Origin of the sequence: Agromyces sp. NDB4Y10, assembly GCF_001620055.1 — a bacterium.
In the GTDB taxonomy this organism is placed as follows: Bacteria; Actinomycetota; Actinomycetes; order Actinomycetales; family Microbacteriaceae; genus Agromyces; species Agromyces indicus.
In genome coordinates this window covers 1-22,510 of record NZ_LQGY01000068.1, presented here as the reverse complement: position 1 = coordinate 22,510, position 22,510 = coordinate 1, and the positions used below count along the sequence as shown (strand labels likewise).

General features: G+C 71.6%; 19 protein-coding genes. 16 read left to right on the top strand and 3 right to left on the bottom strand.

What is annotated here, in order from left to right; translation table 11 throughout:
• Positions 1-2,420: putative inorganic carbon transporter subunit DabA (locus AVP42_RS15535; protein WP_067950665.1), on the top strand; the 2,420-nt coding region annotated here is incomplete at its 5' end.
• Positions 2,417-2,740, top strand: a complete 324-nt coding sequence (locus AVP42_RS15530; RefSeq protein ID WP_067950663.1) for a P-II family nitrogen regulator — start codon at positions 2,417-2,419, stop codon at positions 2,738-2,740. The genes AVP42_RS15535 and AVP42_RS15530, both read left to right, overlap by 4 nt.
• Before the next feature lie 7 nt (positions 2,741-2,747).
• Here AVP42_RS15530 and AVP42_RS15525 read toward each other — a convergent pair whose 3' ends face one another.
• Positions 2,748-3,434: a DUF305 domain-containing protein gene (locus AVP42_RS15525; RefSeq protein WP_067950661.1), complete on the bottom strand. Its 687-nt coding sequence runs from the start codon at positions 3,432-3,434 to the stop codon at positions 2,748-2,750.
• Positions 3,431-4,102, bottom strand: coding sequence for a DUF3105 domain-containing protein (locus AVP42_RS15520; protein ID WP_231878664.1), 672 nt, complete (start codon positions 4,100-4,102; stop codon positions 3,431-3,433). Before AVP42_RS15520 ends, AVP42_RS15525 begins: the two co-directional genes overlap by 4 nt.
• Before the next feature lie 244 nt (positions 4,103-4,346).
• On the opposite strand from AVP42_RS15520, the gene AVP42_RS15515 reads away from it, so the two are divergent.
• The 13 genes from AVP42_RS15515 to AVP42_RS15455 all read left to right on the top strand — a co-directional run bounded on the left by AVP42_RS15515 (position 4,347) and on the right by AVP42_RS15455 (position 21,295).
• Positions 4,347-5,720, top strand: a complete 1,374-nt coding sequence (locus AVP42_RS15515; RefSeq protein WP_067950657.1) for a cystathionine beta-synthase — start codon at positions 4,347-4,349, stop codon at positions 5,718-5,720.
• 9 nt (positions 5,721-5,729) lie between these two features.
• The gene (locus AVP42_RS15510) at positions 5,730-6,890 is read left to right on the top strand and encodes a cystathionine gamma-synthase (protein ID WP_067950655.1); all 1,161 of its coding nucleotides are present in this window, start codon (positions 5,730-5,732) and stop codon (positions 6,888-6,890) included.
• 123 nt (positions 6,891-7,013) lie between these two features.
• The gene (locus AVP42_RS15505; RefSeq protein ID WP_067950653.1) at positions 7,014-8,336 is read left to right on the top strand and encodes an APC family permease; all 1,323 of its coding nucleotides are present in this window, start codon (positions 7,014-7,016) and stop codon (positions 8,334-8,336) included.
• An 84-nt stretch (positions 8,337-8,420) separates the two neighbouring features.
• Positions 8,421-9,251 carry an aldo/keto reductase gene (locus tag AVP42_RS15500; RefSeq protein WP_067950651.1) on the top strand — a complete coding sequence of 277 codons (831 nt, stop codon included), beginning with the start codon at positions 8,421-8,423 and terminating at the stop codon, positions 9,249-9,251.
• A 74-nt stretch (positions 9,252-9,325) separates the two neighbouring features.
• Positions 9,326-10,702 carry an MFS transporter gene (locus tag AVP42_RS15495; protein WP_231878663.1) on the top strand — a complete coding sequence of 459 codons (1,377 nt, stop codon included), beginning with the start codon at positions 9,326-9,328 and terminating at the stop codon, positions 10,700-10,702.
• Between the two features lie 74 nt (positions 10,703-10,776).
• The gene (locus tag AVP42_RS15490) at positions 10,777-11,847 is read left to right on the top strand and encodes a LacI family DNA-binding transcriptional regulator (protein WP_082847340.1); all 1,071 of its coding nucleotides are present in this window, start codon (positions 10,777-10,779) and stop codon (positions 11,845-11,847) included.
• A 160-nt stretch (positions 11,848-12,007) separates the two neighbouring features.
• A complete protein-coding gene (locus tag AVP42_RS15485) occupies positions 12,008-12,727 on the top strand; it encodes an L-ribulose-5-phosphate 4-epimerase (protein WP_067950649.1) in 720 nt (239 codons plus the stop codon).
• Positions 12,728-12,887: 160 nt separating this feature from the next.
• Entirely contained in the window at positions 12,888-13,982 is a 1,095-nt protein-coding gene (gene chvE, locus AVP42_RS15480; protein WP_067950669.1) for a multiple monosaccharide ABC transporter substrate-binding protein, read from the top strand.
• Between the two features lie 131 nt (positions 13,983-14,113).
• Complete coding sequence (mmsA, locus tag AVP42_RS15475; RefSeq protein WP_067950647.1) at positions 14,114-15,643, top strand: multiple monosaccharide ABC transporter ATP-binding protein; 1,530 nt, start codon at positions 14,114-14,116, stop codon at positions 15,641-15,643.
• Positions 15,644-15,676: 33 nt separating this feature from the next.
• A complete protein-coding gene (mmsB, locus tag AVP42_RS15470; protein ID WP_067950645.1) occupies positions 15,677-16,921 on the top strand; it encodes a multiple monosaccharide ABC transporter permease in 1,245 nt (414 codons plus the stop codon).
• Positions 16,922-17,071: 150 nt separating this feature from the next.
• Complete coding sequence (locus AVP42_RS15465) at positions 17,072-18,676, top strand: xylulokinase (RefSeq protein ID WP_067950643.1); 1,605 nt, start codon at positions 17,072-17,074, stop codon at positions 18,674-18,676.
• Positions 18,677-18,719: 43 nt separating this feature from the next.
• Positions 18,720-20,243 carry an L-arabinose isomerase gene (gene araA / locus AVP42_RS15460; protein WP_067950641.1) on the top strand — a complete coding sequence of 508 codons (1,524 nt, stop codon included), beginning with the start codon at positions 18,720-18,722 and terminating at the stop codon, positions 20,241-20,243.
• 11 nt (positions 20,244-20,254) lie between these two features.
• A complete protein-coding gene (locus AVP42_RS15455) occupies positions 20,255-21,295 on the top strand; it encodes a LacI family DNA-binding transcriptional regulator (RefSeq protein ID WP_197467048.1) in 1,041 nt (346 codons plus the stop codon).
• Between the two features lie 15 nt (positions 21,296-21,310).
• Here the strand turns inward: AVP42_RS15455 and AVP42_RS15450 are convergent, their stop codons facing one another.
• Positions 21,311-21,691 (bottom strand): glyoxalase superfamily protein, encoded by a 381-nt coding sequence (locus tag AVP42_RS15450; RefSeq protein WP_067950639.1) that lies wholly within the window; start codon positions 21,689-21,691, stop codon positions 21,311-21,313.
• A 157-nt stretch (positions 21,692-21,848) separates the two neighbouring features.
• Here AVP42_RS15450 and AVP42_RS15445 point away from each other — a divergent pair, with 157 nt between their 5' ends.
• A complete protein-coding gene (locus AVP42_RS15445; protein ID WP_369798149.1) occupies positions 21,849-22,427 on the top strand; it encodes an HhH-GPD-type base excision DNA repair protein in 579 nt (192 codons plus the stop codon).
• Positions 22,428-22,510 lie beyond the last annotated feature (83 nt).

Below are 22,510 nucleotides of genomic sequence, written 5' to 3'. Positions count from 1 at the left end.
GCCGCGGCGCCCTCGAACGCCACGTCACCGAGGCCCGCGACCGCGAGCGGCGGTCGCCGAGCCCCGGCCGGCACGGCCTCGCCGTCGCCGACATCCTGCTCGCCGACCTCGTCGCGGCGCCGCCCGCGCCGGCGCCCGAGCGGCAGCTCGCGACGCCCGCGGAGACGGTCGACGCCCGCGTCGCGGCACGGGTCGACGACCTCGTGCTGCGGTGGGTCACCGCCTACCTCGGCAGCGGCAGCAGCACCTGGTCGCCGATGCGCCACGAGGCGTTCTGGCCCGCCTGGCAGCGGCTCGCGGCGCGCGACCCGTGGGTTCCCCGGCGCGTGCGCCGCGGCATCCGTCGACTCGCGGTGCACCCCGAGGACGCGATCGCCGATGCGCTCGCGCACTGGCGGCTGCTCGGCGACGACGCGGACCGGTTCCTGCGCGCACACCTGACGGCGTTGCCCGGACTCGCCGGTCACGTCGCCCACGCCGCGAGCGTCGGACGCGCGATCGACCTCGTCGACCTCGTCGCCGTGCGGGCGACGTACGAGCGGCTGCTCCTGCCCGCGACCCACGCCGGGCTGCCGACGCGCCCCGAGTCCCGCGACGGCGCCGGCGACCCGGGGGCGGCGGAGGCCCGACGGGTGGACGCGGTCCTCGACCGCCTGGGCCTCGACCGCGACGACGCGACCGCGCGCTCGACGGTCGGGCGGGTGCTCTCGCTCGTGCGTCCCGAGGAGCGCACCACGATCTGGCAGGAGGCGCTCGATCGCAGCGCCGCGCGCACCCTCGCCCCGCCTCGCGTCCGCGCGGCGGACGAGCGTGACGACGACCGCGCCTCCGACCGCGACGCCGAGCCGTCGCCGCGGCCGCTCGCGCAGGCGGTGTTCTGCATCGACCCGCGGTCCGAGGGCCTGCGTCGCGCGCTCGAGCGCGAGGCCGACCGGAGCGGCGTCGTCGTCGAGACGCTCGGGTTCGCCGGGTTCTTCGCCGTCGCCATGCGCTGGCACGACCTCGACGGGGCCCCGCCCGCCGCCGCCTGCCCGGTCCTGCTCGAACCGCGCCGCGACGTCACCGAGCTCGCCGCCGACTCGGCCGGCGCCGCCCGGTACCTCGACGGCGTCCGCGCCCGCTCCGCCGCCTCCGCGGTGGTCGCGCGCACGAAGGATTCCACGCTCGCCCCGTACGCACTCGCCGAGACCGCGGGCTGGCCCATGGGCCTCGCGGCCGCGGCCCGCACCGCGGCCCCGGTCGGCTGGAGCCGCCTCGTCGAGGCCTGGCGCGGCAGTGCCGCCCGGCCGGCGACGCGGGCCGACGCCGACGCCGTCTTCGCGCTCGACGAGCGGATCGCCTACGCCGAGGCCGCGCTGCGGATGATGGGCCTCGTCGACGGGTTCGCCCGGCTCGTGCTGCTCGCCGGCCACGGCGCCGCGACCGTCAACAACCCGTTCGCGTCGGCGCTGCACTGCGGGGCCTGCGGCGGGCACCCGGGCGGCAGCAACGCGCGCGCCGCCGCCGCGATCCTCAACGACCCCGGCACGCGCGCGGGCCTCGCCGCCCGCGGCATCCGGGTGCCGGAGGACACCGTGTTCGTCGCCGTCGAGCACGACACGGTGACCGACCGCGTCACGACGTGCGAGCCCTGGTCCGTGCCCGCCTCGCACCTCGCCGACCTCGCGCGGTGCGACGAGCTGCTCGCGGCGGCGCGAGCCGCCTCGCTGCGGGAACGGCTCGCCACGCTGCCGGGCGCTCCCGACGCGGCATCCGCTGCCCACGGGGTCGACGCGCTCACGGGCGACGCCGAGCGGCGCGCCGCCGACTGGTCGGAGGCGTACCCCGAGTGGGGCCTCGCCGGCAACGCCGCGCTCATCGTCGCGCCGCGTCGCGCCACGCGCGGGATGGACCTGGGCCGCCGGGCCTTCCTGCACAGCTACGAGCCCGACGCCGACCCCGACGGCGCCGCGCTCGAGACGATCCTCACCGCGCCCATGATCGTCGCGCAGTGGATCAACGCCCAGTACCTCGCCTCCACGGTCGACCCCGACCGCTGGGGCGCCGGGCCGAAGCCGCTCGCCAACGTCGTCGGCGACCTCGCGGTGCAGGCCGGCTACGGCGGCGATCTCCGGACCGGCCTGCCCTGGCAGTCGGTCGGCGTGGGGCGCCGCGCGGTCCACGAGCCTGTCCGGCTGCAGGTGTTCGTGCAGGCGCCGGTCGCGTGCGTGTGCGAGATCGTCGACCGCTCGAGCCTCGTCCGCGGCCTCCTCGAGGGCGGCTGGATCGCGCTCCGCGTCCGCTCCGGCGAACGCGACCCGTGGCTGCGCTACGGGCCGCTCGGCTGGACCCGCGAGGGCATCGGCGAGGTCGCCGAGCACCCCGCCGCACGAACCGAACCCCGACCCGCCCGACCCGTCCACGCCGAGGAGCACCCATGACCATCGACGGCCTCACGCCCATGACCAAGATCGAACTCGTCATCCCCACCGCGGAGGTCGACGCCGTGACCGCGCTGATGCGCTCGATCGGCGCGACGGGCTACACCGCGCTCGGCGGGGTGTCGGGCTTCGGCCACCACGGCGCCCACGGCGGGCGGATGCTCTTCAACGACCGCGATGCGCTCACGCTGCTCATCACCGTCGTCCCGGCCGACCGCGCGCAGACCCTCGTCGACGGGCTCCGACCGGTGCTCGAGGCGGGATCGGGCGTGATGTTCGTCTCCGACACGGCCGTGAGCCGGCCCGAGTACTTCCGCTGAGTCGGGGCTACGACCGCGCGGCGAGCATGTCCTCCATGAGGCGGATCTCCGACTCCTGGCTGCGCACGATCGACTCGGCGAGCGAGACGACCACCGGGTAGGAGGACCGGGCGAGCACGGCCTCGGCCATCTCCACCGCGCCGCGGTGGTGGGCGATCATGAGCTCGAGGAATGCGCGCTCGGCCTCGACGCCCTCGAGCGAGCGGAGCTCCTCGATCTGCTCCGGGGTCGCGAGGCCCGGCATCGGCTCGCCCGGCTCGTGGGCCGGGGCGTCGCCGTCTCCGGAGCCGTGGTCGTCGTGCGAGCCGTCGGCGGCGGGCCGCGTCATCCACGTCATCGACGGTTCGGGCCCGGCCTGGGGCAGGCCCCACTCGGCGAGCCAGCCGTACATCTGGCCGGACTGCTGCGCCTGCGCCGTGGCGATGTCGTACGCGAGCAGCCGGGTGGCCTCGTCGTCGGTCGCGTCGCGCACGATCATCGCGAGCTCGACGCCCTGCTGGTGGTGCACCTGCATGTCGCGCGCGAAGCCGGCCTCGGCGCTCGCGTTGGCGGGCGTCGGGTCGCCGAGCGTCGACAGCCGGCCGATCGAGAACGCGACGGCGGCCACGACGACGAGCGCCACGGATGCCGCGAGCACGATCACCCAGCGGCCGACCCCGCCGTTCGACCGCGTGTCGGTGGAGCGGTCGGTCACGACACCTTGCCGGGACCGTCGATCGCGCCCGTGCACAGCGCGCCCGGCTCGGGCACGTTCTGGCTCTGCCAGTACTCCTCGAGGAACTCGCCGATGCGCGGGTCGTCGGCCTCGTCGACCTGCAGCTGCACGTTCCATCCGCTGAGGACGATGGGCGAGGGCAGGCCCTCGAACGGCGAGAGGATCACGTACGTGCCGGGCAGCTTCGAGCGCAGCGTCTCGAGCTCGCTCTCGGAGAGCGCCTCGGCGTCGTAGGTCACCCAGATCGCGCCGTGCTCGAGGGAGTGCACGGCGTTCTCGTTCGGGACGGGCTCCTCGTAGATGCCGCAGTTCAGCCAGGCCGGGTTGTGCTGGCCGCCCGCGGGCGGCGTCTGCTCGTAGTCGACGACGCCCTCGACGTGCTCGGACGCGTTCTGGAACGTCTCGACGCCGTCGATCTCGACGCCCTCGCCGCCGGCGGTGTAGCTCGGGCGCTGCGGCGTGAGCAGGACGGTCGTGACGATGAGCGCGACGATTGCGAGACCGGCGGCGAGCGACGCCCCGATGGCGATGCGGCGATTGCGCTTCATGCGCGCCTCGCGCTTCTTGAACTCCTCGAGCTTGCGTTCGCGCTCCGCTGCGCGCTGCTGCTTGACGGTGAGCTTCTTTCCGGGCGGGGGCGTGGTCACGAGTGGCCTTTCCTGACGGGGATCTCCCATCATCCAAACGCATGCGACTGGGAGAACACCAGAGAGCGCGTCGACGGATGCCGCGAGCCGGGCCTGCCACGCGGCATCCGTCACCCGCTAGGCTGGCCGGGTGAGCTTCTCGCCCCGGTGTTGCTGTCGTCGCTAGGCAGGCGACCCCCTTCCTCGCGTCGCGCGCCGATCGGCGCCGCTCGACGCCCATCCACACCAAGGACAGAACACCGGCATGAAGTACGCGCAGCACATCACCGACCTCGTCGGCGACACGCCCCTCGTCAAGCTCAACCACGTGACCGAGGGGGTGACCCCGGCCACGGTGCTCGTGAAGCTCGAGTACCTGAACCCCGGCGGCTCCTCGAAGGACCGCATCGCGGCCCGCATCATCGACGCGGCCGAACGCGAGGGCAAGCTGAAGCCCGGCGGCACGATCGTCGAGCCGACGTCCGGCAACACCGGCGTCGGGCTCGCCCTGGTCGCGCAGCAGCGCGGCTACAAGTGCATCTTCGTCTGCCCCGACAAGGTCTCGGAGGACAAGCGCAACGTCCTCACGGCGTACGGCGCCGAGGTCGTCGTGACGCCGACCGCGGTCGCGCCCGACAGCCCGGAGTCGTACTACGGCGTCTCCGACCGGCTCGCGCGCGAGATCCCGGGCGCCTTCAAGCCCGACCAGTACTCGAACCCGAACGGGCCGCGGTCGCACTACGAGACCACCGGCCCCGAGATCTGGCGCGACACCGACGGCACCATCACCCACTTCGTCGCGGGCGTCGGCACGGGCGGCACGATCACCGGCACGGGCCGGTACCTGCGCGAGGTCTCCGGCGACCGGGTGCGGATCATCGGCGCCGACCCGGAGGGGTCGGTGTACTCGGGCGGCACGGGCCGGCCGTACTTCGTCGAGGGCGTCGGCGAGGACTTCTGGCCGAGCGCATACGACCCGAGCGTGCCGCACGAGATCATCGCGGCGTCCGACGCGGAGTCGTTCGAGATGACCCGGCGCCTCGCGCGCGAGGAGGGCATCCTCGTCGGCGGCTCGAGCGGCATGGCCGTCGTCGCGGCGCTGAAGGCCGCGTCCCGGCCCGAGGTCACGGCCGACGACGTGTTCGTGGTGCTCCTGCCCGACTCGGGTCGCGGCTACCTCGGCAAGATCTTCAACGACAAGTGGATGCGCGCGTACGGCTTCGGCAACGCGCCCGCGGGGCACACGATCCGCGACATCCTGTCGGCCAAGGCCGACCGCACGGCACCGCTCGTCTACGTGCACCCGAACGACACGGTGCGCGAGGCGATCGACCGGATGACGCAGTCCGGGGTCTCGCAGCTCGTCGTGCTCGCCGCCGAGCCGCCCGTCGTGCTCGGCGAGGTCGTCGGCGCCCTGCACGAGGAGGAACTGCTCGAGCAGGTGTTCTCCGGCCGCGCGAAGCTCACCGACGAGGTGTCCACCGTCGTGGGGGAGCCGCTGCCGCTCATCGGCGTGAACGAGCCCGTCGCGACCGCGCGCCAGGCGTTCGGCACCGCGCCCGCCATGCTCGTCACCGACGGCGGCAAGGCGCTCGGCGTCATCTCGCGCACCGACCTGCTCTCGTACCTCTCCTCGTAAGGACCCCAGATGAACAGCGACGCACGCTTCGACACCCGCGCGGTGCACGCCGGACAGGACTTCGACCCGACGACCGGCGCGGTGATCCCGCCCATCCACGTCACCTCGACCTACGCGCAGGACGGCATCGGCGGGCTCCGCGGCGGGTACGAGTACTCGCGCGGCGGCAACCCCACCCGCACCGCGCTCGAGACGCAGCTCGCGGCCCTCGAGGGCGGCATCCGCGGCCTGTCGTTCGCGTCGGGCCTCGCCGCGGAGGACGCGCTGCTGCGCACCACCCTGAAGCCCGGCGACCACGTCGTCATCGGCAACGACGTCTACGGCGGCACGCACCGGCTCATCCGCCGGATCTTCGGCGACTGGGGCGTGCGGCACACCACCGTCGACACGAGCGACCTCGACGCGGTGCGGGCGGCGATCGAGCTCGGCACCACCAAGGTGCTGTGGGTCGAGACGCCGTCGAACCCCCTCATGAAGATCTCGGATGTCGGGGCGCTCGCCGAGCTCGGCGACGAGGCGGGCGTGCTCGTCGTGGTCGACAACACGTTCGCGAGTCCGGCGCTGCAGCAGCCGCTGTCGCTCGGGGCGGGCGTGGTCATCCACTCGACCACGAAGTACCTCGGCGGCCACTCCGACGTGGTCGGCGGCGGCCTCGTGTTCGCGGCCGGCCAGGAGGAGCTCGCGGAGCGCGTCGGGTTCACCCAGTTCGCCGCGGGTGCCGTGTCGAGCCCGTTCGACGCGTTCCTCACGACGCGCGGCATCAAGACCCTCGGCATCCGGATGGAGCGGCACAGCCGCAACGCGCTCGCGATCGCCGAGCGGCTCTCGGAGCACGCGGGCATCGCGCGCGTCCTGTACCCGGGCCTGCCGTCGCACCCCGGGCACGAGCTGGCGGCACGGCAGATGTCGGGCTTCGGCGGCATGGTGTCGATCGAGCTCGCCGGCGGCGGCGAGGCGGCGCGCCGGTTCGCGGAGTCGACCGAGCTGTTCACGCTCGCCGAGTCGCTCGGCGGCGTCGAGTCCCTGGTGAACTACCCGTCGGAGATGACGCACGCGTCGGTGAAGGGCACCGAGGCGGAGGTGCCCGAGTCGATCGTGCGCCTCTCGGTCGGCATCGAGGACGTCGACGACCTGCTCGGCGACATCGACCAGGCGCTGGCCCGGCTCTGACGTCGCTGGTCGAGTAGCGGCGGAGCCGCGTACCGAGACCGCCCACCACCGTTGGCGGGATCTCGCGCAACGGTGTCAGGCCTGCCAGTGCGCGGCGTCGGCAGCATCCGGCACGATGAACGGGTGAGTTCGAGAACGCTGGATGCCGCGGCATCCGTCGACGTCGCCGCCGGCCCCGCTCATCGGGGCCGCCTCGGTCTCGGGCAGGGCACCGCACTGTACGTGGCGAGCGTGCTCGGCACCGGGATCCTCGTGCTGCCGGGTCTCGCCGCCGAAGCCGCCGGCCCCGCCTCGATCGTCGCGGTCGCCGCCGTCCTGCTGCTGTCGATCCCGCTCGCGGGCACCTTCGCCGCGCTCGCCTCCCGCTTCCCCGACGCGGGCGGCGTCGCGAGCTACGTGCGCCGCGCCCTCGGCGCCACGGCCGCACGCATGACCGGGTACTGGTTCTTCTTCGGCGTGTGCGTCGGCGCGCCCGTCGTCGCGATCCTCGGCGGCGAGTACGTCGTCGCCGTGCTCGGCGTCGACCGCGCCGCCGTGCCCGTCATCGCGCTCGCCGTGTACGTGCCGCCCTACCTCGCCAACTGGTTCGGCGTGCGCGTGGCGGGCTGGGTCCAGTTCGCGCTCACGGGCCTCCTGTTCGCCGTGGTCATCGGCGTCGTCGCGGCGACGTTCCCCGCGGTCGAGCCGTCGAACTTCACGCCGTTCCTGCCGAACGGCTGGGAGGGCGTCGGCACCGCGATCAGCCTCTTCGTGTGGGCGTTCGCGGGCTGGGAGGTCGGCACGCACATCGCGGGGGAGTTCCGCGACCCGCGCCGCACCATCCCGATCGCCACCGCGATCGCCATCGTCATCGTCGGCGTCGGCTACCTCGCGCTGCAGGTCGTCACCGTCGGCGTGCTCGGCGAGCGGGCGGGCGACGGCCAGGTCCCGCTCGTCGACCTCGTCGCCACGACCGTGCCCGGCATCGGACCGGTGCTCGTCGCGATCGTCGCCGCGATCGTCACGGTCGGCGTGCTGAACGCCTACCTGCCCGCGTTCGGCAAACTGGGCGCGGCGCTCGGCCGCGACGGCGACCTGCCGCGCTTCTTCGCGAAGGGCGCCGAGGACGGCGCCGTCCCGCGGCGCGCGCTCGTGCTCACCGGCACGCTCATGGCGGTGTACTTCGGCTTCGCGCTCGTGCTCGAACTCGACCTCGCGCCGTTCATCCTCATCCACACGAGCAACATGGTCGCGATCTACGCCGTGGGCATGCTCGCCGCGACCCTGCTGCTCCGCCGCTGGTCGGTGGGCTGGTGGCTCGCGGTCGTCGCCACCGTGCTCTCGGCGGGGCTGCTCGTGCTCGCGTGGCAGAACCTGTACGTGCCGCTCGCGCTCGCCGCGGCATCCGTCGTCGTCACCGTCGTGCGGCGGGCCCGAGCGCGCCGCGGGCCGGTCGCCGGCCGCTGACCACGCCGCGAATCGCTGCCGAAGCGCTGGGGATCGGGCGCGGCGGCTGGCATCGGCGGGCGGTTCCGGGTGAGGATGGTCCCCATGACCGCCCATGCGTACGCGCTCGCCGACGGCAACACGATCCCGGCGATCGGCCTCGGAACGTACGGGCTGAACGACCAGGCGGGAGTCGAGGCGATCGTCTCCGCGATCGCGGACGGCTATCGGCTGATCGACACCGCGTACAACTACGGCAACGAAGAGGTGGTGGCCGAGGCCATCCGCCGCACCGACGTCGACCGCAGCGACCTGTTCGTCACGACCAAGCTGCCCGGCCGGCACCACGGGCTCGAGGAGACCCTCGCGAGCTTCGAGCAGTCGCGCCGGCGGCTCGACCTCGATTGGGTCGACCTCTACCTGATCCACTGGCCGAACCCGAAGCGCGACCGGTACGTCGACAGCTGGCGATCGATGATCAAGCTCAAGGAGCGCGGCGTCGTCCGCTCGATCGGGGTGTCGAACTTCACGCCCGCCATGCTCGACCGGCTCGTAGAGGAGACGGGGCTGCTCCCGGTGGTGAACCAGGTCGAGCTGCACCCGTACTTCCCGCAGACCGAGCTCCGCGCGTACCATGCCGAGCACTCGATCCGCACCGAGAGCTGGAGCCCGCTCGCCAAGCGCACCGAGCTGCTGAGCGAGCCGGTGCTCGCCGAGATCGCCGCGGCGCACGAGGCGACGCCCGCCCAGGTCGTGCTGGCCTGGCACCTGGCGCTCGGCGCGGTGCCGATCCCGAAGTCGTCCGATGCCGCGCGGCGACGCGAGAACCTCGACGTCTTCGACATCGAGCTGGACGACGCCGAGGTCGACGCGATCTCGGGTCTCGAGCGGGGGCGCCTCTGGGGCGCCGACCCGGACGAGCACGAGGAGCTCTAGCTCGGCAGCATCTCGACGCTCGGCGACCGTCGCCGGCGGGGCGGATGTCGCGGGGCCGTCGTAGGCTCGATCAAGTGATCGAACGCTCCACCACCACTCCGATCGAGACCGAGCCCGTCGGCGGGCCGCTCGCTCGTCCCTGGCGGTGGCTGTCGCTCGGCATGTTCGCCCTGATCTTCCTCGCGGCGTTCGAGGTGCTCGCGGTGACCACCGTCATGCCGCTCGTCGCGGCCGATCTCGACGGGCAGAGCCTGTATGCGCTCGCCTTCTCGGTGCCGCTCGCGGCCGGCGTCGTCGGCATGGTCGTCGCCGGCAACTGGACCGACCGTTCCGGTCCGCTCGCTCCGCTGCTCGCGGCGGGCGCCCTCTTCGTGATCGGGCTCGTGATCGCCGGTCTCGCGCCGACGATGCCGATCCTCGTACTCGGCCGGCTCGTGCACGGCATCGGCGGGGCCGCGGTCATCGTGCCGCTCTACGTCATCGTCGCGCGCGTCTATCCCGAGTCGGTGCGCGCCCGCGTGTTCGCCGGCTTCGCGGCGGCGTGGGTGATCCCGTCGATCATCGGTCCCGCGATCGCCGGGTTCCTCGCCGAGCAGCTCGACTGGCGGTGGGTGTTCCTCGGCGTGATCGGGCTCGTGCTGCCGGCGGGCGCCATGATGCTCGTGCCGCTCCTGCGCGTGCGCGACCTCGTCGCGGGCGACCCGAGCGTGCCGTGGAGCCGCAGCCGACTCGCCTGGTCGGTGCTCGCGGCGACGGCGGCGCTCGGGGTGAGCCTCTCGACCGAGCTCGCCGACCCGTGGCGCTGGATCGTCGCCCTCGGCTCGATCGCGCTGACGGTCGTCGCGGTGCGGCCGCTGTTCCCCGTGGGCACGCTGCGCGCCGCTCGCGGCATGCCGGCGACCGTGCTGATGCGCACGGTCGTGGCCGGCGCGTTCTTCGGCACCGAGATCTACCTGCCGTACCTGCTCATCGACCGATACGAGTTCTCGCCGGGCCTCGCGGGTGCGGTGCTCACGGGCGCGGGGCTGTCATGGGCCACGGCGTCGTGGCTGCAGGGGCGGCTCGGCGACCGGGTCTCCAATGTCGATGCGGTGCGCATCGGCACCGGCGTCCTGGCCGCGGCGCTCGTCGTCGTGCTGCTCGTCGCCATGCTCGGGCTCTCGCCGATCATCGCGTTCGTCGCGTGGACGGCGGCCGGCGCGGGCATGGGGTTCATGTACCCGCGCTTCTCGGTGTCGGTCCTCGAGCTCTCGCCGAAGGCGGCACAGGGCTTCAACAGCGCGGCGCTCACGATCGGCGAGTCGCTCGGTGCCGCGGTGGCGCTCGCGGTGACGGCGCTCGTCGCGAGCGCAGTGGTCGGCGGCGCCTTCACGGCGGAGTTCGTGGTGACGGTCGCCATCGCCCTGGTCGGCGTGGCGCTCGCCTCCCGGGTCCGTCCCGCGGCCGCATAGGGCCCGAGTTCATGTGACCGTCACATTGTGACGGTCACATTCCGCGCGGGGATGTGCATAATGGTCTCGCCGGCATGTGTGACCGTGAACATGCCGAGATCGATCCCGAGGTCACCGTGCCAGAGCCGCCGCAGGAGCCGACTCGCGTCCGCGCCCCCAGCATCCGGGATGTCGCGCGCCTGGCCGGCGTCTCGCACCAGACCGTCTCGCGGGTGCTGAACCAGCATCCGAGCATCCGTCCCGAGACCAAGCAGCGCGTCCTCGACGTGATGGCCGAGCTGCAGTACAAGCCCAACCGCGCCGCCAGGGCCCTCGTCACGAGCCGGTCGCGCACGATCGGGATCCTCTCCGCGTCGAGCACGCACTACGGTCCGGCCTCGAGCATCGCCGCCATCGAGGCGGCCGCGCGCGAGTCCGGGTACTGGGTGAGCACGGCGAACATCGAGTCGTCCGACGCGGGCTCGATCGCCGACGGGCTCGCGCACCTGCGGGCCCAGGGCATCGAGGGGCTCGTGGTGATCGCGCCGCAGGTGCGCGTGTTCGACACGCTCGCCGAGCTGTCGATCGACGTACCCTACGTGACGCTCCAGTCCACGGGTCGGGACCCCGAGCACACCCTGTCCGTCGACCAGATCGCGGGCGCCCGGAAGGCCACGCGGCACCTGATCCACCGCGGACACCGGATGATCTACCATCTCGCGGGCCCGCAGGACTGGATCGAGGCCGAGGCCCGCATGCGCGGGTTCCTCGACGAGATGGGCGCGAACGACGTGCCCACCACGGCGCCGATCCTCGGCGACTGGACGGCCGAGTTCGGCTTCCACGCGGGGCGCGAGCTGCTGACCGTGCGCGACTTCACCGCGATCTTCGCGTCGAACGACCAGATGGCCCTCGGCGTCATGCACGCCGTCCGCGACGCGGGCCTCGAGATCCCGCGCGACGTGTCCATCGTCGGCTTCGACGACATCCCGGAGGCGGCGCACTTCTGGCCGCCGCTCACCACGGTGCGCCAGGACTTCCCCGAGGTCGGCCGGCGGTGCGTGGCGCTCCTCCTCGGTGACCTCGACTCGAGCGCGCCGGAGTACCGCGGCACGATCGAGCCCGAGCTCATCGTGCGCGACTCGGTGGGCGCTCCCGCGTTCTGAGCGTCCGAACGGCGTTACCGTTCCGTGACCATCGGTCTGTTGACACGATGCGCAATCGTGTGGCTAACATGTGACGCGCCATGTGAACGGTCACATCAGCCGTCGCACGGTTCGAGTCCACCGCCGCCCGGCGACCGCACCACCGACGAGGGAGTCCCGCGTGACCAGCTTCGGCCCGCAGATCGAGGTCGCGATCGCGCGTGTGCGGGCCGAGGTCGCCCGACTCCACGGCGAGCTGACCCGCTACGGCCTGGTCGTGTGGACCGGCGGCAACGTGTCGGGCCGGGTGCCCGGCGCCGACCTGTTCGTCATCAAGCCCTCGGGCGTGGCGTACGACGACCTCGCGCCCGAGAACATGATCCTCTGCGACCTCGACGGCGCCGTGATCCCCGGCACCCCCGGCAGCGACCGCAGCCCGTCGAGCGACACCGCCGCGCACGCGTACGTGTACCGCAACATGCCCGACGTCGGCGGTGTCGTGCACACCCACTCCACCTATGCGACCGCCTGGGCGGCGCGCGGCGAGGAGATCCCCTGCGTGATCACGGCCATGGCCGACGAGTTCGGCGGCCCGATCCCGATCGGCCCGTTCGCGATCATCGGCGACGACTCGATCGGCCGCGGCATCGTCGAGACGCTCTCCGGGCACCGCTCCCGGGCGGTGCTCATGCAGAACCACGGCCCCTTCACCATCGGCGCGAACGCGAAGGACGCGGTGAAGGCCGCCGTCATGGTCGAGGACGTCGCGCGCACGGTGCACCTCGCGCGCGAGGCCGGCGAGCTCATCCCGATCCCGCAGGAGGCCATCGACCGGTTGTACGACCGGTACCAGAACGTGTACGGCCAGTCATCCGACACCCGTCGTACCGCCCCCAACTGAACAGAGCTTGCGGCACCCGTGGTCCCGAACGGATGCCGCAGGGAAGCCGGTCGTCATGGACGAGGCCGGATTCCGAAACCGTCACCAAGACGACGACGTCCATGACCACACAGTGAAAGGACACACCGTGAACAGCACGAAGAAGGTGCTCCTCGCCACGATGGCGGCCGGTTCGATGCTCGCGCTCGCCGCGTGCTCGGGCGGCGCCGGCGGCGGCGGAGGCGAAGGCGGCGGCGACGGCGGCCTCATCGGCGTCGCGATGCCCACCAAGAGCTCCGAGCGCTGGATCCAGGACGGCGACTCCGTCAAGGAGCAGCTCGAGGAGCAGGGCTTCCGCGTCGACCTCCAGTACGCCGAGGACGACATCCCCACCCAGGTCTCGCAGGTCGAGAACATGATCACCAAGGGCGCTGAGGCCCTGATCATCGCGGCCATCGACGGCACCACGCTCTCCGAGGTGCTGCAGACCGCGGCCGACGCCGAGATCCCCGTCATCTCGTACGACCGCCTCATCCGCGACTCCGAGAACGTCGACTACTACGCCTCGTTCGACAACTTCGTCGTCGGACAGCAGCAGGCGTGGTCGGTGCTCAACGGCCTCGGCCTCACCGAGCTCGACGGCACCCCGATCGAGGGCGCGCCCGAGGGTCCGTTCAACATCGAGCTGTTCGCCGGCTCGCTCGACGACAACAACGCGTTCTTCTTCTTCGACGGCGCGATGAACGAGCTCCAGCCGCTGATCGACGACGGCACGCTCGTCGTGAAGTCGGGCCAGACCGACATCGAGCAGGTCGCCACGCTCCGCTGGGACGGCGAGACCGCCCAGAGCCGCATGGAGGACATCCTCACGGCGAACTACTCCGACGGCTCGCAGGTCGACGCGGTGCTCTCGCCGTACGACGGCATCTCGCGCGGCATCATCTCGGCGCTCGAGGGCGCCGGCTACTCGACGGGCGAGGAGTGGCCGATCATCTCCGGCCAGGACGCCGAGCTCGACTCGGTCAAGGCGATCAACGCCGGCGAGCAGTACGCGACCATCTTCAAGGACACGCGCGAGCTCGCGACCGTGGCCGTGGACATGGCGACCGCGCTGCTCGAGGGCGAGGAGCCCGAGGTCAACAACACCGAGGACTACGACAACGGCGTGAAGGTCGTGCCGTCGTACCTCCTCGACCCGGTGATCGTCGTCAAGGACAACATCACCGAGGTCCTGGTCGACTCGGGCTACTGGACCGAAGAGGAAATCAACGGCTGATTCGCCGCTGAGCCGAACCGCATGACCGGACACCGCGTGTCGGGACCTGAGGCGGGAGTACCCTCGCCTCAGGTCCCGGCCGCGGCATCCGTCGCACCGGACGGTGCACCGGCAATGGAGCAGGAGCAAGGATGACCAACCACATTCTCGAGATGCGCGGCATCACGAAGACGTTCCCGGGCGTGAAGGCCCTCGCGAACGTCAACCTCGCGGTCGAGCGCGGCCAGGTGCACGCCATCTGCGGCGAGAACGGCGCCGGCAAGTCGACGCTGATGAAGGTGCTCTCTGGGGTGTACCCGCACGGCACCTACGAGGGCGAGATCGTCTTCGAGGGCGAGACGGTCGAGTTCAAGGACCTCACCGACTCCGAGGCCAAGGGCATCGTGATCATCCACCAGGAGCTCGCGCTCAGCCCCTACCTGTCGATCGCCGAGAACATCTTCCTCAACAACGAGCAGAAGGGCGCCGGCGGCCTCATCGACTGGAACAAGACCAACTTCGAGGCGTCGAAGCTGCTCGCCCGGGTGGGCCTGAAGGAGAACCCGACCACGAAGATCCGCGAGATCGGCGTCGGCAAGCAGCAGCTCGTCGAGATCGCGAAGGCGCTGTCCAAGCGCGTGAAGCTGCTCATCCTCGACGAGCCGACGGCCGCCCTGAACGACGAGGACTCCGACCACCTGCTCGACCTGATCCTGCACCTCAAGGGGCAGGGCATCACGTCGATCATCATCAGCCACAAGCTCAACGAGATCAAGAAGGTCGCCGACACCGTCACCGTCATCCGCGACGGCAAGACGATCGAGACGATCGCCAAGCAGGATGTCACCGAGGACCGCATCATCAAGGACATGGTGGGTCGCGACCTCGAGCACCGCTACCCCGACCACACGCCGCACATCGGCGAGGAGCTGCTGCGCGTCGAGGACTGGACCGCGCACCACCCGCAGGACACCTCGCGCGTCATGGTCGACAACGTCAACCTGCACGTGCGTGCCGGCGAGATCGTGGGCATCGCCGGGCTCATGGGCGCCGGCCGCACCGAGTTCGCGATGAGCCTGTTCGGCCACTCCTACGGCTCGAAGATCTCCGGCAAGGTGTTCCTGCGCGGCAAGGAGATCAAGACCCGCACGGTGGCCGAGGCGATCGAGAACGGCATCGCCTACGCGACCGAGGACCGCAAGACCTACGGCCTGAACCTCATCGAGGACATCAAGCGGAACATCTCGATGGCGTCGCTGCGCAAGCTCGAGAAGTACGGCCTCGTGCACGACAACGAGGAGTACGCGGTCGCCAACGAGTACCGCAAGTCGATGAACATCAAGGCGCCGAACGTCCTGGTGAAGACCGGCAAGCTCTCCGGCGGCAACCAGCAGAAGGTCGTGCTGTCGAAGTGGATCTACTCCGATCCCGACGTGCTCATCCTCGACGAGCCCACGCGCGGCATCGACGTCGGCGCGAAGTACGAGATCTACACGATCATCAACAAGCTCGCCGCGGCCGGAAAGGGCATCATCGTCATCTCCTCGGAGCTGCCCGAGCTGCTCGGCATCTGCGACCGCCTGTACGCGCTCTCCGAGGGGCGCATCACGGGCGAACTCCCCGTCGACGAGGCCACGCCCGAGTCGATGCTCAAGCTCATGACCATGGAAAAGCCCCGCTAGCCCGACGCTCGCGGATCGAAACCAGGAGACACCATGTCGAATCCCAACCCGACTCCGACGCAGGAGTCGCAGGCCGTCGGGGCACAGGTCAACCCCGTCGAGAACAAGTTCACCGACCGACTCAGCCACGTGCTCGCCGACCTCGGCAAGAACGGCATCTTCATCGCGCTGATCGCGGTGGTCGTGCTGTTCGCCGTGCTCACCGACGGCATCCTGCTGCGCCCGCAGAACATCTCGAACCTCGTCGTGCAGAACGGGTACATCCTCGTGCTCGCGATCGGCATGGTGATGGTCATCATCGCCGGCCACATCGACCTGTCGGTCGGTTCGGTCGCCGCGTTCATCGGCGCCGTGTCAGGTGTGTTCGCGGTGCAATGGGGCCTGCCGTGGTGGCTGGCGATCATCCTGTCGCTCGGCATCGGCGCGCTCGTCGGCGTCTGGCAGGGCTTCTGGATCGCCTACGTCGGCATCCCGGCGTTCATCGTGACGTTGGCGGGCATGCTCATCTTCCGAGGCCTCGCGCTCGTGGTCCTCGGCAACGCCAACATCGGCTCGTTCCCGGCCGAGTACCGCGCGCTCGGCAACGGCTTCGTGACCGACGTGTTCGGCGAGTTCGAGATCGACCCGCTGACGCTCGGCATCGGCATCCTCGCCATCGTGATCCTCGTCGTGCAGCAGGTGCGCACCCGTCGCGGCCGCCAGAAGTACGGCCAGGACGTCGAGCCCATCGCGTGGTTCATCACGAAGCTCGTGCTCATCGGCGCGGCGATCCTGTTCTTCGCCTACTCGCTGGCCTCGTACAAGGGCATCCCGATCACGCTCATCGTGCTCGGCTTCCTCGTGCTGGTCTACAGCGTGATCATGAACCGCACGGTGTTCGGCCGGCACATCTACGCGATCGGCGGCAACCGCCACGCGGCCGAGCTCTCGGGCATCAAGACCCGCCGGGTCGACTTCCTCCTGTTCGTGAACATGGGCCTGCTGGCGGCGCTCGCCGGCCTCATCTTCACCGCGCGCCTGAACCTCGCCGGTCCGAAGGCCGGTGACGGCTTCGAGCTCGAGGCGATCTCGGCGGCGTTCATCGGCGGCGCGGCCGTCCAGGGCGGCGTCGGCACGATCGGCGGCGCGATCATCGGTGGTCTCATCATCGGTGTGCTGAACAACGGCATGTCGATCATGGGCATCGGCATCGAGTGGCAGCAGGCCGTGAAGGGCCTGGTGCTGCTGCTCGCGGTCGCGTTCGACGTCTACAACAAGCGGCGGTCGGGCGGGCGCTAGCCCGACGACGCGCGATTCGAGGGGCGGATGCTGCGGCATCCGCCCCTCGTCGTTCGCCCGATGCGGGACGGGCGGGCTTGGAACACCGCATCGTTAGCGCTAACATTGGGTTTGTTAGCGCTAACGACGACGTAGTGGAGACGCCCGACGATGAGCGAGACTAAGACCACGGATGCCACGACGATCCTCGAGGGGCGCACGTCGCTCGGGATCGAGTTCGGCTCGACGCGCATCAAGGCGTGCCTCGTCCGCAGCGACGATCCGAACGTCGTGCTCGCCGTGGGCGGTCACGAGTGGGAGAACCGCTTCGAGGATCGCGTCTGGACCTACGCGCTCGAGGATGTGTGGTCGGGCGTCCAGGCGGCCTACGCCGAGCTGGCGGCCGACGCCGAACGCCGCCACGGCGCCCGGCCCGAGTCGATCGGCGCCATCGGCGTCTCGGCGATGATGCACGGCTACCTCGCATTCGACGCCGAGGGTGAGCTGCTCGTGCCGTTCCGCACCTGGCGGAACACGTCGACCGGGCCGGCTGCGGCCGAGCTCAGCGAGCGGTTCGGGTTCAACATCCCGCTGCGCTGGTCGATCGCCCACCTGTACCAGGCGGTGCTCGACGACGAAGCGCATGTGGGCGACATCCGCTCGTTCACGACCCTCGCCGGGTACGTGCACCGCCGACTGACGGGGCACGACGTGCTCGGCGTGGGCGACGCCTCGGGCATGTTCCCGATCGACTCGGCGACGGGCGACTACGACGCGCGGCTCATCGGCGTGTTCGACGAACTGGTCGCGTCGCGCGCGCCCGGGCTCCGGATCGCCGACCTGCTCCCCGAGGTGCTGCCGGCCGGGCGGGAAGCGGGGCGGCTCACCGCGGAGGGCGCCGAACTCCTCGACCCGTCCGGCGTGCTGCAGCCCGGGTCGCCGCTGTGCCCGCCCGAGGGCGACGCCGGCACGGGCATGGTGGCGACGAACGCCGTGCTCCCGCGCACCGGCAACGTGAGCGCGGGCACGAGCATCTTCGCGATGGTCGTGCTCGAGCGCCCGCTCGCGAGCGCCCACCACGAACTCGACCTCGTGACGACGCCCGCGGGCGACCCGGTCGCGATGGTGCACTGCAACAACGGCGCGAGCGAACTCGCCGCATGGGCGGGCGTGTTCGGCCGGTTCGCCGAGGCGACCGGCGCGCGGCTGTCGTCGGACGCCGTGTTCGAGGGGCTGTTCCGCGAGGCGCTCGAAGGCGAAGCGGATGCCGGCGGCCTGATCGCCTACAACCACCTCGCGGGCGAGCCCATCGCGGGCCTCGTCGAGGGGCGGCCGATGGTGCTCCGCACGCCCGACAGCCGACTCACGCTCGCCAACCTCATGCGCGCCCAGATCTACGGCGTGTACGGCACGCTCGCGCTCGGCATGCGCGTGCTCGCCGACGAAGGCGTCGAGCTCGACCGCATGTACGCGCACGGCGGCATCTTCCGCACCGCCGGGGTGGCGCAGCGGTTCCTCGCGGGTGCGCTCGAGGCGCCGGTCGCGGTCGGCGCGACCGCCTCCGAAGGCGGTGCGTGGGGGATGGCGGTGCTCGCGTCGTACCTGTCCGCGCCCGAGGGCGTCGACCTCGGCACGTACCTCGAGCAGCACGTCTTCGGCGACGTCGCGTTCGAGACCGTCCGGCCCGACCCGGCGGACGTCGCCGGCTTCACCGCCTACCTCGACCGCTACCGCGCCGGCCTGGCCGCGGAGGCGGCCGCCGTGGACGCGCTCTGACGCGTCATCCGCTTCACGAACCACGTACCAAGGAGACCCACGCATGACCCGCACCCCCCTCACCACCTCGCTCGACGGCGTCGAGATCTGGTTCCTCACCGGCAGCCAGCACCTCTACGGCCCCGAGACCCTGCAGCAGGTCGCCGAGCAGTCGCGGCAGGTCGCCGAGACGCTCGACGCGGCATCCGCCGTGCCCGTGAAGATCGTGTGGAAGCCCGTGCTCACCGACTCCGACGCGATCCGCCGCATCATGCTCGAGGCGAACGCCGACGACCGCGTCATCGGGCTCGTCGCGTGGATGCACACGTTCAGCCCCGCGAAGATGTGGATCGCCGGACTCGACGCGCTGCAGAAGCCGCTCGCGCACCTGCACACGCAGGCGAACGTCGAGCTGCCGTGGGGCGAGATCGACTTCGACTTCATGAACCTCAACCAGGCGGCCCACGGCGACCGCGAGTTCGGGTACATCCAGACGCGCCTCGGCGTGCCGCGCAAGACGATCGTGGGCCACGCCTCCGACCCGCGCGTGCAGGGCGAGCTCGGCACGTGGCAGCGTGCGGCGGCCGGTCTCGCGGCGTCCCGATCGATGAAGCTCGCCCGCTTCGGCGACAACATGCGCTACGTCGCCGTGACCGAGGGCGACAAGACCGAGGCCGAGCTGCGGCTCGGCGTGCAGGTCAACACGTGGGGCGTCAACGAGCTCGCCGAGGCGGTCGCCGCGGCATCCGACGCCGACGTGGACGCACTCGTCGCCGAGTACGAGGAGCTCTACGAGGTCGTGCCCGAGCTGCGGGCCGGCGGGGAGCGGCACCAGTCGCTGCGCGACGGCGCCGCGATCGAGCTCGGGCTGCGCTCGTTCCTCGAGGAGGGCGGCTTCGGGGCGTTCACGACGTCGTTCGAGGACCTCGGCGCGCTGAAGCAGCTGCCGGGCCTCGCGGTGCAGCGGCTCATGGCCGAGGGGTACGGCTTCGGCGCCGAGGGCGACTGGAAGACGGCCGTGCTCGTGCGCATCGCGAACGTCATGGGGGCGGGGCTGCCCGGCGGCGCGTCGCTCATGGAGGACTACACGTACGACCTCACGCCGGGCGACGAGCTGATCCTCGGCGCGCACATGCTCGAGGTGTCGCCCTCGCTGACCACGTCGAAGCCCTCGCTCGAGATCCACCCGCTGGGCATCGGCGGCAAGGAGGACCCGGTGCGCCTGGTCTTCACCGCCGACCCGGGACCGGCCGTGGTCGTGGCGATGAGCGACCTGCGCGACCGGTTCCGCCTCACGGCGAACGTGGTCGAGAACGTCGAGCTGCGGCATCCGCTGCCCAAGCTGCCCGTCGGCCGGGCCGTCTGGAAGCCCGCCCCCGACTTCGCCACCTCGGCCGCCGCGTGGCTCGCCGCGGGCGCCGCGCACCACACCGTCATGTCGACCGCGGTCGGGGTCGAGGTGTTCCGCGACTTCGCCGAGATGGCGAAGCTCGAGCTGCTCGTCATCGACGAGTCGACCGAGCTGCGCGAGTTCCAGCGCGAAGTACGGTGGAACCAGGCCTACTACCGACTCGCGCAGGGGCTCTGAAGGAGGATTCCGTGAGCGGCGACCCGGCGGTGACGGATGCCACCGGCGTGCCGACGATGTTCGACGTCGCCCGGCGTGCGGGCGTGTCGCACCAGACCGTGTCGCGCGTGCTCAACGACCTGCCGGGCGTCGCCGCGGCGACCCGCGAGCGCGTGCGCGCCGCCATGGCGGAGCTCAACTACGCGCCGTCGCCGACCGCGCGCGCCATGGCGGGCCGCCGGTCCGGGTCGATCGGGCTGATCCAGGCGGGGCGGCCCGACTACGGCCCGTCGAGCGCCGCGTTGGGCTTCAACGAGGCGGCACGCGCCGCGGGCTACGCCGTGAGCCAGGCGAGCATGCGCACACTCGACGCCGACGCGCTGACGCAGGCCGTGCACCGTCTGGTGCTCCAGCGCGTCGAAGCGATCGTGCTCATCTCCGGCGAACGCGAGGGCGTCGAGGTGCTCGGCGGCATCGACGCGGGCGTGCCGCTCGTGGTCGTGGCGTCCGAGGCGGCGCCGGGCCTGCACCGCGTCTCGTTCGACCAGTTCGCCGGGGCGCGACTCGCGACCGAGCACCTCATCGCGCTCGGGCACCGGCGCATCGTCCACGTGTCGGGGCCGGCCGATTCGATGGATGCCGCCGAGCGGCGTCGCGGGTTCGCCGCCGCGCTCGCCGAGCACGGGCTCGAGCAGCGCGAGCCGATCGTGGGGGACTGGCTCCCGGCATCCGGGTACGCCGCAGGCCGACGCATCATCGACGACGGATGGGCCGGCGCCGCGTTCATCGGCAACGACCACATGGCGCTCGGCGTGCTGCGGGCGTGCGCCGAGGCGGGTGTGCCGGTGCCGGGCGCGCTGAGCGTGGTCGGCTTCGACGACATCCCGGAGGCCGCGTACTTCACGCCCCCGCTCACGACGATGCGACAGGACTTCGACTCGCTCGGTCGCGACGTGATGGCGACCGTGGTCGAGGTGCTGCGCGACGAGGCCTCGGCGACGGACCGCACGTCGCGCGTGCCGGACCTCGTGGTGCGGGGGAGCGCGGCGGCGGTGCGCACGCGGTCTGCCTGAGCTTCCGCCCGCCGCTCACCCGGCCGAGTAGTCGGGCAGCTGCTGGAGCGTCCAGCGGTTGCCGTCCGGGTCGCGGAGCGTGACGAAGCGGCCCCACGGCTGCTCGTCGACGCCCTCGGCCTCGACGCCCTTCGCGCGGAGCTCGGCGAGCACGGCGTCGGCATCCGGGATCACGACCTGGATCACGTCGAGCGAGCCGGGTGCGAGCGTGCCGCCGAGCCCTTCGCCGATCGCGATCGAGCACGCCGATCCGGGCGGGGTCAGCTGCACGAAGCGCAGCTCCTCGGTGACGCGCTGGTCGAAGTCGGCGTTGAAGCCGAGCTTCTCGACGTAGAACTCCTTCGCGCGGTCGACGTCGGTGACGGGCACGAAGATGAGCTCGATCTTCCAGTCCATGGTGGTCCTCCTGGTTCGGCCGGTGGTCGTGCTGCCGGCGGGTGGTGTCCTGGGGCCAGTCTGGCGCGGCATCCGGTCAGTTCCTGTCCGCATTCGCAGAGCGGATGCTACGGAACGGATCGGGCCCGCCCCCGCCACGGATGGGAGGATGGAGCGCATGACCACGCTGAACATCACCGGGGATGCCGCCGCCGACCAGCTGCTGAGCGAGGACGCGTTCGCCCTGCTCGTCGGGATGCTGCTCGACCAGCAGGTCGCGATGGAGACCGCCTTCGCGGGGCCCGCGAAGATCCGCGAGCGGGTGGGCTCGATCAAGCCCGAGACGATCGCGGCCGTCGACCCCGACCACCTCGTCGACGTGTTCAAGCAGCCGCCGGCCGTGCACCGCTACCCGGGCTCGATGGCCGGTCGCGTGCAGGCGCTCGCCAACGCGGTCCGCGACGACTGGGGCAGCGACGCCGAGGCGATCTGGACGCAGGGCGACCCCGACGGGCCCGAGGTGCTGCGCCGGCTGAAGGCGCTGCCGGGCTTCGGCGACCAGAAGGCGAAGATCTTCCTGGCGCTGCTCGGCAAGCAGTGCGGGCTGCAGGCGAGCGGATGGCGCGAGGCCGCCGGCCACTACGGCGAGGAGGGCTCGTTCGCGTCGGTCGCCGACATCCGCGACCCGGAATCGCTGCAGAAGGTGCGCGCGACGAAGCAGGCCGCGAAGGCCGCGGCGAAGGCCGCCAAGGCGTAGCGCCGCGCCGCCGCCGCGCCGGCCGCCGCGCCAGCCCTCTGCCGAGCGCGCGGCTGCGCGACGAGTGCGCGGGCAGGGCGGCG

Excerpts from the sequence above, each read along its gene's own strand:
- AVP42_RS15530 (WP_067950663.1), top strand. The coding sequence starts at position 2,417 with ATGACCATCGACGGCCTCACGCCCATGACCAAGATCGAACTCGTCATC.
- AVP42_RS15515 (WP_067950657.1), top strand. The coding sequence starts at position 4,347 with ATGAAGTACGCGCAGCACATCACCGACCTCGTCGGCGACACGCCCCTC.
- AVP42_RS15510 (WP_067950655.1), top strand. The coding sequence starts at position 5,730 with ATGAACAGCGACGCACGCTTCGACACCCGCGCGGTGCACGCCGGACAG.
- AVP42_RS15500 (WP_067950651.1), top strand. The coding sequence starts at position 8,421 with ATGACCGCCCATGCGTACGCGCTCGCCGACGGCAACACGATCCCGGCG.
- AVP42_RS15490 (WP_082847340.1), top strand. The coding sequence starts at position 10,777 with ATGTGTGACCGTGAACATGCCGAGATCGATCCCGAGGTCACCGTGCCA.
- chvE (WP_067950669.1), top strand. The coding sequence starts at position 12,888 with ATGGCGGCCGGTTCGATGCTCGCGCTCGCCGCGTGCTCGGGCGGCGCC.
- mmsA (WP_067950647.1), top strand. The coding sequence starts at position 14,114 with ATGACCAACCACATTCTCGAGATGCGCGGCATCACGAAGACGTTCCCG.
- mmsB (WP_067950645.1), top strand. The coding sequence starts at position 15,677 with ATGTCGAATCCCAACCCGACTCCGACGCAGGAGTCGCAGGCCGTCGGG.
- AVP42_RS15465 (WP_067950643.1), top strand. The coding sequence starts at position 17,072 with ATGAGCGAGACTAAGACCACGGATGCCACGACGATCCTCGAGGGGCGC.
- araA (WP_067950641.1), top strand. The coding sequence starts at position 18,720 with ATGACCCGCACCCCCCTCACCACCTCGCTCGACGGCGTCGAGATCTGG.
- AVP42_RS15450 (WP_067950639.1), bottom strand. The coding sequence starts at position 21,691 with ATGGACTGGAAGATCGAGCTCATCTTCGTGCCCGTCACCGACGTCGAC.
- AVP42_RS15445 (WP_369798149.1), top strand. The coding sequence starts at position 21,849 with ATGACCACGCTGAACATCACCGGGGATGCCGCCGCCGACCAGCTGCTG.